The sequence below is a fragment of the Zoogloea sp. genome (assembly GCF_041914405.1).
GTDB lineage: Bacteria > Pseudomonadota > Gammaproteobacteria > Burkholderiales > Rhodocyclaceae > Zoogloea.
In genome coordinates this window covers 1-13,911 of sequence record NZ_JAYSDK010000017.1, presented here as the reverse complement: position 1 = coordinate 13,911, position 13,911 = coordinate 1, and the positions used below count along the sequence as shown (strand labels likewise).

The window sequence follows — 13,911 nt, the reverse complement described above, 5'->3', positions numbered from 1 at the left end:
GCCTACGCGTCGAACTGAATTTCGATCTGCTTACTAATTTCTGTAACAAACGGCTTGAGGGCGTCTTTGTTAAGAATCCTGACAAGAGTTAGCGCACAGACAACTCCCTTGGTTGTATCCACGGTTACTGTTACTTCGGCCTTCAGCTCATCACACAGCGATACCCCTGGGTGCCGGATGAGGAGAGCGTCGTGGCTTGTGCCGATATGAACCGTGAACCTTTTGTTGTTTGAAAAAAAACGAATACAAGGGTTTTTTTGGCCGGAGTTCACAGAAATCAATCGAGCAGAAACCGAATCCTTATTAACATCTCCAATATTCTCCAACGTAACCTTAAACCGCTCCGCGGACTCAAGGTGTTGAGGGAAAACAGGACTACCCCCGATCGGGAAAGTAAAGTCTGGAGTGCTTACATCAAAAGGATGTTTTCCCGGGAAGGTAAGGTAGTGTCGTGTCACGGCGGCATCGGGGCTCGTCGAAAGCACCTCAAGAAAATCTTCTGCGTTTGAAATAGCCCCACTTTTATACATGCTGATCAGTTTCTGCGCGGTCTCAATAGCGCGTCGGCTTGCCGCCTTTGCTCCTTCGCTATCAAACGGCTTGCTGTTGTCGAGAATGCCGTCACTTTCTAGTTCGGCCTTATCCACTCCCGAACTCTCTGGTGGCTGATCACCAGCATCGTCATGGAGATCTCTCTGCGGACCCTTTGTACGGACGAGTGCAGCTTGAGTCATGTCGCGAGAAATAACGACGTTTGTATTTGCCATGCCTCTTGGGCGAAGGCCGAACAGAGCGCTCTTTGCACTTTGGAGAAGTCGGATTACATCGTCTATAAACACCCAATCTCCGGGTGGAGATAGCAGACTCTGAGCTTTTTTAAGGGACAGAACGGGCAGGCCAAGCACATATTGGACGGCATCTTGACTAAACGGGTTGTTGTTATTTGAGGTCATTGTTTTTTCCTTGTGATAGAAGCAGAATTTGCGAACGAAGAAGAGCCCTAAAAAGACGTGTGTATTGCCCCTGAGGACGAGGTCCTTGCTTGGACTTTTCGCGTGGAAGAACCTGAATTCGATACCGCATCGTCTTGACCAGAGATCTCGGCTTGACTTCAACCCCGTTGTCCAGATTAAAAAGAGCTGCTCGAAGTTGAGCTACCTCATGATCGACTTCAGGAAGTATTGTGAGCGTCAGGTAAGACGGAATGAGACTGAGCAATATCCGGGTAGCCTCAAAAATTTTAGTGAGAGGCGATGTTGAATTTCGTTTTTCCGAAGATGTCGCGCGTAAGGCAATCCTTAGACGGTCGAGATCGCAGCATTCGACAATGGCTGAGCTCATTCCAGGGCATTCCGCCCTTGCGAATTTAAGGGACATCCCGAGCTCGTTTGAGTCTGTTGACAGGAGGTCGGGGATCAGCTGATCAAGTCTCCGGGAATCGGCAGCGGATAGTCCAAATATATCGGCACTCGATTCGGGTGGATATCCGTTAAAACGAAGCGCAACATAGCTTATTTGCAGCGCAAGACTTGCGGGCCGTAGCTCATCCGGCGCAACCGAAGTCTGCGACTTGGGCGTGGGCTGCAGAAGATCCTCAATCAGTTTGATCTCGCTGGCAAACTGGGAGCGGCAGAGCAGTTTCTGCCAAAAATCTTTTTCTTTCGCTGCTTCGCCACTGCCCGTCGCAGCTTCATTCTCTTCGCAACGTCTCGCTGAACGAGAAAGAATTTGGCGAAAGTTGTCTTCCTTGATTTCGGGAAGAAAACGAGCAAAACCGACTCGTGGCCTACAAGTAGAGTAGATCTGGAAATTAGCCGCATAGAAAAATATAGGCCACATCGAAAGGTAGTACTTTATTGCCGAGAGTGGATGGTGTCCGGCAGCCATAGCAGCCCGCCCCACCTCATTCCAGCGAGCATCAGGAGCACGACTCATCTGCGGAGGCGGAGTACAATTTTTCATCGAAATAACGGCTTGCTCGAATTCAGGCCATACCATTCGGCACTCAGCGGAGCCACGCAGGGAGTGCTGTTTAACCAACCCCTCTCCTGTGATGGAGCGAAGGGCGTCCTGCATCGCATTTTTGATGTCGGCTATATGTGTTTGGTCTGAACTGGAGTCAGTCGATAGAAAATACCCCCTCGACGTCGGATCTGCAGAATTAATGCGTATTTTCAATAAGTCGAGTGCGTCGCTTATGGAATGAGGAACCGGAATTCGGCGCCGGCTTGATTCTGGGTTTTTAAGATGGCTGCGCCCAGAAGTCGTTATCGCGACCACATCCAGATCATGAAATACATGCTGAAAATGAATAAGACCGACTTCAGAGGAGCGAAGCGGGAGGCATGTAGCCAATTGCGCATAGCGTGTAGCTCGTGCTGCGTCAAGAGAGTCCGCGTCAAATGATCTGGTCACTGACTCGACGATAGCGTCGGCCTCCTGCGCCGTCACATACGTGCTGGAGGCATTGTGACACCGGCCGATTTTTTCTTCGTTTTGAGTATCCCAAAGGATGTCGTGAGATATTGCGACACAGCCCCTGTCCAGCCAAAAACGAGCAAAGTGTCTAAAGATGGAGGACGCCTGCTTCTGTGAGTCACCAGTGAGGTCGCCCAAAACGAGTCGACGCCCCTCTCTCCACTCAGTACTGTCCAGGTCTTCCAGTTCCTCGTTTAAATCGACCCTCTCCAGAAACGGACGCAGCCTTGATAGGTAAGTCGCAATTGAGGAGACTTCCAGATGCGATTTTTCACTTTTCTTTTTTCCACATTCAGCAATGATCCAATCCGAGATATCGATTGCGATGCCAACGGAAACGCCGCAGCCTGCCTTCCATGCGAGCAGTTTTTTGGCAAGTTCAGTTTTGCGCGCGCCGTCCTCACCATGCCGTTTAGAGTTGTCTCCCATGTGATTAACAATACGGATTATTTCAGAAAGAAGATCGTGATTGCTCACATTTGCAGGTCTTCGAGGCGCTTTTTGTTCAGCCGCCTCTGAGAGCGCCGGGCGTCCATAAGCTATACGGGCAATAGACGAAAGTGATATCGCAGCAGCCTCCATTTCGGTTTTTACGGCCGTTATTAACCAAGGTGGGAGTCGGATAACATGGTGCGCGTGAGCAATGTCCGAGTATTGACGCATGAAGATATCTGGTTCTGAGGCCCACCTAGTATGTGGCGTCAGCGACGATACCCAGCGGGATGTCAGCACTACACACTCAAAATACTCAGGAATTGGGCTACCCCAGGCAGCGTTGATCATCATCGTGGTGATGGGGTGAAGGGGAAGATTTATAGGCTGCTGGTTTTCCCGCTCAATTCTGAGGGTCAGCGTATTGCCCAGTCTCCATACCTCCTTTTTGGAAATGCTTGCCCATGCTGATGCAATTCGAGAGGGCTGCCAAAGCGACTCCACTAGCATCAGTGAATTAAAAACGACCACCCACGGAGATAGTCCGGGCGCACCGGAAAGAAGCTCCGTTACCAAGTACTTCCCGTAGGAATAAAAGGCGAGCGTCTGGCTGTGAAAAGGCTCTTTGGGGAAGCTTGGGGGCGGAGCAAAATCATCATTGACGACAATCTCGGGAGTGATTCCGATCAGCCTGGCTTTGGGAACGATTGCCACCAGAGGAAAATTACAGGGGGGTTGTCTTAGAGACGGCCAATCAGCCGGGACTACCTCTGCGTAGACATCGCCCAGCAACGGGCGCAGAGATTCGAGCGCCTCCGCAGGTGACAACCCTGCCGCCGCATGAAATGTAGCAGCCGCCTCCCGCGCATGCCCAGTGATCACCCTTATTAATGGCGCGAACACTCCCCGCTTCACCAATTCCGAAACAATAAAATGGCGTCCGCCGTTTTTTGCGATTCCAGATTCAGTGCCATCAATGGATTGCCGCTCCAACTTGACGGGATGAAGGGTTGCGCCATTTTCAACCTCAACAGTAAAGAAGACGGGTGCAAATGGTTTTTCAAAATTTGCAATCCTATTTATTCTTGCTGCCACCGCTGGGCAATCCTTGGCAAGCCTTTTTGCCAACGACCGGGTCGCAGCAAGATGGCCGTCAAGCAAGGAATTTAGGGAGGATGTCTTCGAAATTATTCGGGTGGAGTTATTTTTCGTCAGCTTGTCGTTGAGCTGAAAGTACTCTGGCGAGGAATAGAGCGAAGTGAAGTTAATTCTTTCCATTTTGCTACCCCGATGTCCACTAAGGATGACAAAAGCCTGGGCGCTCAGCTCCGCAAGTCGGTTGAAATTCTTGACGAAGTTGAATATGGGCATGCGCGGAGTAACCCTGCCAACAATACTGGTCATCTCTTCGTGGATCTTCTGGAGCGCATTTCTAATCGTCTCTGGCTTTGGGCAAAGGGGCGAGCCCACATGCCGTGGATCGGGTGTCGTAACACATTCGCCAAAGCCGAGATAATCGAAGGCATCACCTACTGCTTTAGCGATGGCATCCTCGTGAATACACAAATAGTCAAGCTCGGCAGGAGCGCTGAAGCGTAGATCAAGGCTGGCGAGCGCGGTTAAAACCGCGTTGCGGCTCACCTGATAAACCACCGCGCCGAAGCTATATGCGATGCGCGCCGAATAGCCGACAGGTATTTCTGAAGCCGCGCCACCTGAGCGCAGGAATCGTCCATATGCAAACAAGACGTCTTCCGTATGTGCGTTTTCACCGAACAGAAATTCCAGTAAAGTGCTAGAAGATTCACGGCGTGCGTCAATAGCATTTAGCGCAGCAGCTACTAACTTTGGCAACGGCAGTCGGACGATTTGACTGGGCTGATACCCCCCTGCCCAGATCGCTGCTGTTGTGTCCCCTCGAGGCACAATCTCTGCCAGATGCCAGCAGACATGAGCGGTAGCGACGTCTATCCAGATGTCGTTATTCGGCGTCAGAGGAAGCTTCAATGCCAAGCGAGGTGGCAGTGCAGCAACCATTGACACTGTAGACAAAATTGCATACGCACAAAAACTCTTGTCGCCGAAACTGCCCGGGACGTGGGCTAGGGCAGCTTTAAGCAAGGGCGGGGTGAAGATATCCCAATTTGCCAAGCCTAAAACATGCGGCCACGGCGCACGGGTCGCACGCGCAACCTGCCAGCGAATAATGGAATGATTTTTTTCCAATACTTCTTCCGCCGGCTCCTGCCTGTCATTGGAGCAATCTCGATCCTCCGTTCTCTTATTGCTTTCAGCGTGTAGACCGGGACGGAATTCTTGTTGTAGTAGATCTGAGTCGGGACTCGAAGCTGAGGGGCGAACGGGAAGAACACATGTGGCTGCATAGCCGGCCAAAGATCGCAGTAGCTTTACAACTGGATCATGACGTTCCTCCTTGGCAAGTTCCTCGAGTACCGTGCTATCGGGCTTGATCAAAGGGATAATATCTTTCCAAAATTGTGCGTGACGTCCGCGACGAGCACCACAATCGACCAAAATCCTGAGCGAATCAGAAATGCTTTCGCCGATTTTTTCCCCTTTGCCCATGTGCCAAAGCAGCGTCAGCCCGAGAGCTTGGCGAACTTTTTTAGCATCTGCGATGGAGTGAGCCTTCTCTACGGCTGAATGCCATAGCGCATAACTCTGCGACAATGGTTTTAGGTCGGGGCGGCTTCGTACTACGGACGGCAGCGTCGTTGAAGCAATCAGGCATGCACGAGCGCTTTTGACGGCGTAAACGATGTGGGAAATATCGATCGAGCTCTGCATCTGCGTCCACGCCAGTGCCAGAGCTTCGAGCGAGTCAATTGCCAGGCTGAAAGCCACTAAAAAGCCCTGTCCGGCTGCAGGGCAATGAATAGCCCAGGCGATGCGCTTGGCAAGAAACAGTTCGTCACCGCTTAGTTCCCTGTCCAGCCAAGGGAAGGCTGCACTCTCAGTATTGCTCACTGGTACTAACTCCGCGCTCGATTTGGCACAGGCTCTGACGGAAAAAAGCCCATCGCCCACAAAGTTGATTTATGGATAAGTTCGTCCGCCTAGATGAAGGCTTGCCGGGCGTTGTATTTCTTTTCATCGTTGCCGAAGTTTGTTGCAGTTGACTTGGTGGACGATATCACCGCTTCGCGTGAGGAATAGTTCTAGGGACGTCTAATTTGAGGGCGGCTAAAATAAAATCATGCAGCACAGGGGTGGCTTGATCAGAAAGTGAGTTTTTTGAGTTTCGTTTCGCATGAAATCTATCGGAAAACAAACGATTTCAAAGCGTTTTCTCATTTTCTAGATTGGAAAATGGAATTAGTTTCAAAGCGGCAAAACCGGACTTTATTTTCCAATTCAGATTTTCAAGTGTGAAATCTCAATATGTTTTAGCGAATGGAAATTTGATACGCCAGACGTTCTGTCGCGTAGCCAGTCGCCCATGGGATTGGGATAGGTTTTTTGATGTTGGAGCGTGTACGCAGGGATGCGCGGTCCGTTCAGACGTGTCGATTGGATCAGTCTGATGAGCGCCGCCGCTCGTTGGACGGAGCCGGCTCGGCACGTCAGCCTAGTCCAGAGCCTGATCGAGATCCGTCAGCAGGCGGCACGCGCACCGGCGTAGGTCGATTACAGCGTCTGGCTGTCCAAAACGGCAGCCGATGGATGTGAACTCCGCCCAACGCCCAAGGGCAGCCGCATGCTCAAGTCGGGCACAACAGCCTCAAAGCACTGGCGTTGCGCCAGCGCTGGAGCTGCCGATTGGCGCTTCATGACTCTTGTGCGCCCCAGGACTCTGCCCCCAGCGGTAACTCATTCAACTCTGCCCGCGCCTCCCGCCACGTCGAGTAATGCTCATCAAGCAAGGCGGTAAACCGCTCGCTGTGCGTCGGCTCGACCAGGTGTGCCATCTCGTGCACGACGATGTACTCCAGCAGGTCCTTCGGCTTTTTGGCCAGCTCGGTGTTGAGGCGGATGGTGCGGGTAGCGGGAGTACAGCCTCCCCACTTAGTTTTCATGCGCTGCAGGAAGTAGGCTGAAACCTTGACGCCCAGCCTGGCTTCCCACTTCTCGATGAGCGGCGGCACAGCGGCGTGGAGCTGCGCCCGATACCAGCCCTGCATCACCTCTTCCCGCTTGGCCTGAGGTGTTCCGGGGCGCACGCTGAGGGTGATCTGCCGATGGTCGAGCTTCACTGCGGGTTTAGTGTCCGCCTCGATCACGGTCAGCAGATAGCGGCGCCCCCACAGGTAGTGGCTTTCGCGCTCGACGAACTGTCGCGGCGTCTCCCGGGCCTGGGCACGCAGCTTGGCCTGCTGGTCGCGAATCCAGCCCAGTTTCGAGATGGCGTAAGCGCGGGCCACTTCCAGCCGGGTGGCGGCCGGGGCGACCAGCGTGACGTGACCTTCCGGTGGATGCACCGAGAGATGGACGTGTTTGACGGCCTTGCGGGTGACCGCGATGGCTAATTCACCGATCTGGATCGTTTCGGTCACTGGTAGCCCGGCTGGTTCTTGATGATCTCGAAGAGCGCCTGCGTCGCGTCGCGGTCGCGGTCGAGCAGCGGGAACAGGGCGTTCAGCACCTGCGCTTCCCGTGCCTGGTCGCCATACCAGCCGGCGGGAGCATGCTCCCGGATGGCGGAGTCGATCTTCAGGGCCAGCGCGGCGCGATCTTCGTCGGCGGTGGGGTAGCTGAACTGGGTGGCCGGGATCGAGCCCAGGTTGTTGTACAGCACCGTCGCCTCCTGCAGGCCGTGCAGGCTGGCCGGGATGCCGTCACTGGGCTGCTTGGCGGCTAGCTTTTTGACCAGCTCCTCGGCCTTGCGCAGGAACTCCTCGTAGGCCGCGGTATCGTCCCGGCTCTGTTGGATCAGATCCTCCAGCAGCTGGGACATCTGCGCGTAGAACATCGGGTCGGTCAGCTGGTCCCGGATGATCGTCTGGCGGACGTTGTTGATGATGCCCTCGGCGACGGCGTTCTTCGACAGCTTGCCCCTCTCGTTGAGCTTCTTGGCGATGGCGTCGTGGATGCCGGTCTGGATGATCAGCTCGGTCAGCGATATATCGCCGAGCTCGCCCAATACCTCCGCGTGATCGGCCTGGATGTAGGTGTTGATGAGGTGGCGCATGTCCGCCTCGTAGGGCTTGATGTCGAGCTCTTCGCCAGAGTGCCGCTTGATGGCCGCGCGGACCTCGGCGTAGAACTCGACCTCCCGCTTCAGTGCCCCCTCCTCCGCATCAGAGTAGCCCGCCTCGATCAGGTTCTGGGCCATATCAGCGTAGGCACGGGTAAACAAGGCCACCGCCTTGTAGAAGGACACCCGCAGCGGTTCGGTCGTGTTCAGTGCCTCGGGGTCGGCAGCGTCACCGCAGAAGTAGCGCAGGAACTGCTCCATCTCGCCGGGCTGGGGCACAGGCTCGCACAGGTAGTGCAGCGCCTGGCGGGCATCGTCGAGCTGCTTCCTGCCCTCTTCCAGCCAGTTCTTGAGGCGTACGTTGTTGTCGCCGCCGTCGCCCGCATCGATGTCCAGCTCGTCGGAGCTATACACCGCGATCGCCTGCTGCACGTCGCCGAAGAGTTCCTTGTAGTCGACGATATAGCCGTAATCCTTGTCGTCGCCGTCCAGCCTGTTGGTGCGGCAGATGGCCTGGAACAAGTTGTGGTCGTGTAGTTCGTTGTCGAGGTAGATGTAGGTACAGCTGGGGGCGTCGAAGCCAGTCAGAAGCTTGCTCACCACGATCAACAGCTTGAGGTTGGCGGGTTCCTTGATGAAGCGACGCTTGATCTCGTCCTCGTACTGCTTGGTCGTGTGATTCTGCTGGAGGACGTGCTGGGTGTAGGTGTCGAACTTGTAGCGTTCGTCGCTATTCGGCGGCTCCCGCGAGATCGCGTTGTGGTTCGGCTCGAAGGACGTGACGATGCCGCAGTAGGGGCCGAAGTTCGTGTTCTGGAACAGACGGAAGTAATGGCAGGCGTCGTAGATGGAGGCCGCTACCAGGATCGCCGTTCCCCGGTCGTTATTGAGGCGGGGCTTGAGGCTGAAGTCTTCGATGATGTTGGCGACGATGCGCTGCTTGCGCTCCCCCGCGCTCATCAGTGCCTCCATCGTCGCCCAGCGCTTGCGCAGGATGGCCTTCTGGAAGTTGTTAAGGTTCCGGGTCTTCTGCTCGAACCACCGGTCGATCGCCGCTTGCGAAGTCAGTTGCTGCGGCACATCGCGGGCTTCGTACTTCAGGTCCAGCACCACCTTGTCCGCCACCGCCTGATGGAACTTGTAGGTGTGGATGTAAGTGCCGAAGACGTCCCGCGTCATCAGCTTGTCCTTGCGCAGGAGCGGGGTGCCGGTGAAGCCGATGAAGATCGCGCCTTCCAGCCAGCGCTTCATCTGCCGATTCATGTCGCCGCCCTGGGTGCGGTGGCATTCATCGACGAAGACGTAAAAGCGGCCATGCACGGCCGGGCCGGGGCCTTCCAAGTCGGCCACATCGAACTTGTGGATCAGCGCGCACAGCAGGCGCGGAGTGGTCGCCGCAAGCTTGTGGATGAAGTCGGCCCGGGAAGTGATGCGTGGTGACGGTGAGTTCTCGCCGATCACCCCGGCGTTTCGCATCACGCCGACGATCTGCTTGTCCAGTTCGTCGCGGTCGGTGATGACGAGGATGCGGGCGTCCGGGTCGTGCTCCAGCAGCCACTTGGCGATCAGCACCATCAGGATGCTCTTGCCGCTGCCCTGGGTGTGCCAGATGACACCGCCCTCCTTCTGGGCGATACGGGCCTGGGCCGCCTTCACACCTTGAAACTGGTGCTGGCGCGGGACCTTCTTCTGGCCGGCGTCGAAGATCACGAAATGGCGGATCAGGTCGAGCAGGCGGGCCTTGCTGCACAGCTGGGCCAGCGGGCGGTCGAGCAGCTGGCCGGGCGTGGGCTCGGCGTCGGCCGGTGCCTCATCCTTCCACTCAACGAAGAACTGCTCCGGCGTGCCGGTGGTGCCGTAGCGCAGGCCCTGGGCGTCGCTGCCTGCCAACACCAGCTGCACGGTGCTGAAGAAGCCCTTGTTGAAGATCTCTTCCTGGTTCGTGATGAGCTGGCGCACGCCCTCGGCCACTTCAACCGAGCTGCGCTTGAGTTCGATCACCGCGATGGCAATCCCGTTGAGGTAGAGCACCAGATCTGGCCGGCGCTCATAGCCGCCCTTCAGCGTGACCTCCTCTGCGAGCGCGAAATCGTTGCGCTCCGGCTTGGTCCAGTCGATCAGATGTACCGTCTCGTGGGGCTGGCCGGCAGCAATCTGGACCGGCACGCCATAGCGCAGCAGCTGGTAGGTGCGCAGGTTGGCTTGGTACAGGGTGATGCCGGTCGCGTCGGCGGCGGTTTCGAGCTTCTGCAGCGCGGCGGCGATGTGGGCGGGGGAATAACCCCGGGCCAGGAGGTTGGCCCGCAGCAGTTCGGTCTCGATGGGGCGGTTATCTTCGCGCTGGCTCCAGTCGCCCAGATAGCGGTAACCGAGAAAGTCCGGGCGCGCCTCGTCGGTGAAGAGGGCAGCAACGCGGTTCTGGGTCTGGCGTTCTGGGCGAGTGGTTCTAGGCATCGTCGCGCTCGGGGGTAATCAGTCGGGTCTTGCCGGTCAGCAATTCCTGCATCATACCTTGCTTGAGGAGACGGGTCTTTTCGCGGCGGGCTTCGAGGGCAGCCAGTTCGGTATCCATGTCGGAGAGGACGGTGGCGATTGCAAGTTGTTCTGCGTGGTTGTTTGGTAACAGTACAAGCTCGCTATGGAGATCATTACGATTTACTCCTGGCACACCGCTCTTGCCGCTGAATGCATGAAAGTCAAATCGCTGAAGCAGGTAGAAAACGAACTTCGGATCGTTGCCATGGAAGTCACTGACATAGAGAGTCGTATTCAACGGCCAGAAAGGCTCTGTGACGAAGAATAGCTTACCTATCGTACCGTATCGCCCGGTAATAACCCCCGGAGGACTAACCATCTCGATATCGTGATAGTCCGTAATGCCGGCTGAACTGATTATGGGGATAGGGCCTTGCCGTCGAGCGTGTTGAGGTAAGTCGTGTCCGCGCTGAAATGTTACAACCTCGCCCAACCGCTTAACCTCCCACTCCTCCAAGAACCCCGGGAGACGGGTTTGGCCGGTCAAGAGTTGCTGGATGGTGGCTTGTTTGAGGTCCCGCTTCTTGGCGAGAAGGCGATCCAGACCGGACAGCAGTGCGTCGACGTCGCTCAAGGCGGAGGCGATGGCTCGTTGCTCGAGTGGATCTCTGGGGGCAGGAAAGGTGAACCCTTCCATTTCCCATTTCTGGACATGAACTAAGGCGGAAGCTCCATGAGCTCTTCCCTCTATGAACTCGGTCAGCTTTTTGAGCGCGTGAAAGAAAAAGGCCGGATTAATCTCATAATTATCAACTTGAATTCTCCAGGTGTGATAGTTCAGCAACCCAAGTGGACCCAACCAAAGATGTGGGCCAAACGACGTTCCCCTGCTGCCGGACCAAGCGAATAACAACTGCCCCGTGCTGACTTCAAGCTTTCGATCGTATGAGCCATCAAAATAATTAAATTCGTCCGATCCATTCAGATTCTGAATTCGGATTATCGGCAAACCGGAAGTCTTCCATTCGAACGGTTTGAATCCTCGTCCGTTTATTAGCTTGCAGACTGATCTGATGTCACGTACTTCCCAATCGTCCGGGATAGTCCCCGCCTCCGTTTGCTTGTACCCCGACTTCACCTCCATCCCCTCCCCATCTTTTCAAGATGTCCCTCGACGCGGGTTGCGAGCATCGCCACCTCGTCGGTGAGTACAGGCAGCGGCGCTGCGTAACGCTCCGCCAGCTTGCGGATGCGCCCAGTCAGGGTCTGCGAGACGCGATCCAGTTCGCCCTGCACCGCAGCCGACAGGTGAGCCATCCACTTGTCGTCCACAACCAGCGTCTTGATCTCCGCCTCGCTGAGCTGGGCATAGTGCCCATAGGCCTGCGCGTCGAGAGTTACTTCAGCCGCCTTGAGCTGCTTCTTGAGCGCGGCAATCTGCTCGGTCAGGGTCTGCCATTCTTTCAGCACGTTCAACTCGTCGGCACCATCCGGGTCCTTGCCGATCTCGCGGACGCGCTCCTTGACGACGGCAACGGTGATGCTGTCGAAGCCGGAGAAAGCTGCGTCCTCGCCGCTGTGTTCCTCCTCCAGTTCGGCGAGGCGGGCTGTGTTGGCGTCCAGCTCGGCCTGCTTCGCGTCGATGGCGGCCTGCTCGGCGGAGAAGTAGCGGGCGACGATGTAGGGCTTGGGGATCAGCTCGCAGGTCCAGCCCTTGTCCTTCGTCTTGCCCTTCTTGTCGGTTTCGATGATGCGGGTCGGCTTGGCCACCCAGCCGTCGGCGGCGATCAGGTAGGCGTCGTCCTGCATCGTCTCGGCCCAGTAGTCCATCAGGTGCTGGTAGAGGTCGTAGGCGTCGAGTAGCGGCGCCTCGCGGAAGCGCGCCAGCAGGTCCTCGGCGATGGTCTCGATCAGCACCTTGGGGTGGTCATCCTTGTCGAAGGCGGTGAGGTGCGGCGTGGTGGCCTCACGCCAGTCGATGAAGCGCTGGGTTGCTGCCTGGTTGAAGGCAGCGAATTCCGGGTGGCCGAGGATAGTGGGCTTGAGTTCGGTGGGCGCCAGCTTGAGGCGGGCGTAACCAGGGCGTAGGGCATCGAAGAGCGCCGACTGCAGGCCGGGCATCACTTGCCAGTAGGCGTCCAGCGCGTCCAGGTCGCGCTCGGGGATGCCGCCGTTCAGGTGGGCGTCGATGTCCTGGATGTCCTCCGGCTCCGTGCTGTCGATGTAGCGCGGCAGGTTGAGGTTGAAGCCGTTTTTCGGGTCGGCGATCTCGTCGAAAGGCACCATGCGGGCGTAGCGCGGGGTATCGATCTGACGGGTGAAGGTGTCGACGATCTTGTGGATGTCCTGCTCACGCAGGCGATTCTTGTTGCCGTCCTTGATGAAGCCCTTGCTGGCGTCGATCATGAAGATGCCTTTACGTGCGGCCGCGTTCTCCTTGTCGAGCACCAGGATGCAGGCGGGGATGCCGGTCCCGTAGAACAGGTTGGCCGGCAGGCCGATGATGCCCTTCAGAATGCCGGAGCGGACCAGCTTCTCGCGGATCACTGCCTCGGCGTTGCCGCGGAAGAGCACGCCGTGGGGCAGGATGCAGGCGGCCTTGCCGGTGCTCTTCATGGACCGGATGATGTGCAGAAGGTAAGCGTAGTCGCCCTGCTTTGCGGGCGGCTCGCCCCACTGGAAGCGCTGGTAGAGATCGTCGGACGGGGTCAGGCCGGTGCTCCAGGCCTTGTCGGAAAACGGCGGATTGGCGACCACGTAGTCGTAGGTGCGCAGCTGCTCGTCGTCCTTGAACTTGGGCGCAGCCAGGGTGTTCCCCGACTGGATGTTGGCTGTCGGGAAGTCGTGCAGGATCATGTTCATCCGCGCGAGGCCGGCCGTGGTGACGTCCTTCTCCTGACCTTCCAGCGTGATTGCCTTGCCCGCAGCGGCAGCCACCTTCAATAGCAGCGACCCGGAGCCGCAGGTCGGGTCGTAGGCGATAGTGGAGGCCTTGGTGTTGTCCGGCCCGATGCCGATCACCTTGGCGATGACGCGGCTCACCTCGGACGGCGTGTAGAACTGACCCTTGCTCTTGCCGCTCTCGCTGGCGAAGTGACGCATCAGGTACTCGTAGGCATCGCCCAGGATGTCGTCGTGCTCGGCGCGGTTCTGGGAGAAGTCGAGCTCCGGCTTCTGGAAGATGCCGATCAGGTTGGAGAGCTTCTCCACCATGTCCTTGCCTTCGCCGAGCTTGTTCGGATCGTTGAAGTCGGGGAAATCGCTCTTCGACAACCGGGCGTTGGCGCTGACCAGCGGGGCGATGATCTGGGTATTGAGTCGGCCCTGAAATATTCAATTTGCCGCCTCCAGCCGCCAGCCTGACGGCCGGG

The 13,911-nt window shown here is 56.8% G+C and carries 6 protein-coding genes; all 6 read right to left on the bottom strand.

Going from position 1 to position 13,911, the window contains the following annotated elements; all coding sequences use genetic code 11:
• Nucleotides 1–2 precede the first annotated feature (2 nt).
• The gene (locus ACE3RX_RS11870) at nt 3–953 is read right to left on the bottom strand and encodes a hypothetical protein (protein ID WP_374483680.1); all 951 of its coding nucleotides are present in this window, start codon (nt 951–953) and stop codon (nt 3–5) included.
• Complete coding sequence (locus tag ACE3RX_RS11865) at nt 940–5,898, bottom strand: hypothetical protein (RefSeq protein WP_374483678.1); 4,959 nt, start codon at nt 5,896–5,898, stop codon at nt 940–942. The genes ACE3RX_RS11870 and ACE3RX_RS11865 overlap by 14 nt, the downstream gene beginning before the upstream one ends.
• Before the next feature lie 800 nt (nt 5,899–6,698).
• Entirely contained in the window at nt 6,699–7,424 is a 726-nt protein-coding gene (locus ACE3RX_RS11860; protein ID WP_374483676.1) for a M48 family metallopeptidase, read from the bottom strand.
• Nucleotides 7,421–10,519 (bottom strand): type I restriction endonuclease subunit R, encoded by a 3,099-nt coding sequence (locus ACE3RX_RS11855; protein ID WP_374483674.1) that lies wholly within the window; start codon nt 10,517–10,519, stop codon nt 7,421–7,423. The genes ACE3RX_RS11860 and ACE3RX_RS11855 overlap by 4 nt, the downstream gene beginning before the upstream one ends.
• Nucleotides 10,512–11,684 (bottom strand): restriction endonuclease subunit S, encoded by a 1,173-nt coding sequence (locus ACE3RX_RS11850; protein ID WP_374483671.1) that lies wholly within the window; start codon nt 11,682–11,684, stop codon nt 10,512–10,514. Before ACE3RX_RS11850 ends, ACE3RX_RS11855 begins: the two co-directional genes overlap by 8 nt.
• Nucleotides 11,675–13,813 carry an N-6 DNA methylase gene (locus tag ACE3RX_RS11845; protein ID WP_374483669.1) on the bottom strand — a complete coding sequence of 713 codons (2,139 nt, stop codon included), beginning with the start codon at nt 13,811–13,813 and terminating at the stop codon, nt 11,675–11,677. The genes ACE3RX_RS11850 and ACE3RX_RS11845 overlap by 10 nt, the downstream gene beginning before the upstream one ends.
• Nucleotides 13,814–13,911: the final 98 nt, after the last annotated feature.

What these genes read in the sequence shown, in the direction of transcription:
- ACE3RX_RS11870 (WP_374483680.1), bottom strand. Translation starts at nt 953, where the DNA reads ATGACCTCAAATAACAACAACCCGTTTAGTCAAGATGCCGTCCAATAT.
- ACE3RX_RS11855 (WP_374483674.1), bottom strand. Translation starts at nt 10,519, where the DNA reads ATGCCTAGAACCACTCGCCCAGAACGCCAGACCCAGAACCGCGTTGCT.
- ACE3RX_RS11850 (WP_374483671.1), bottom strand. Translation starts at nt 11,684, where the DNA reads ATGGAGGTGAAGTCGGGGTACAAGCAAACGGAGGCGGGGACTATCCCG.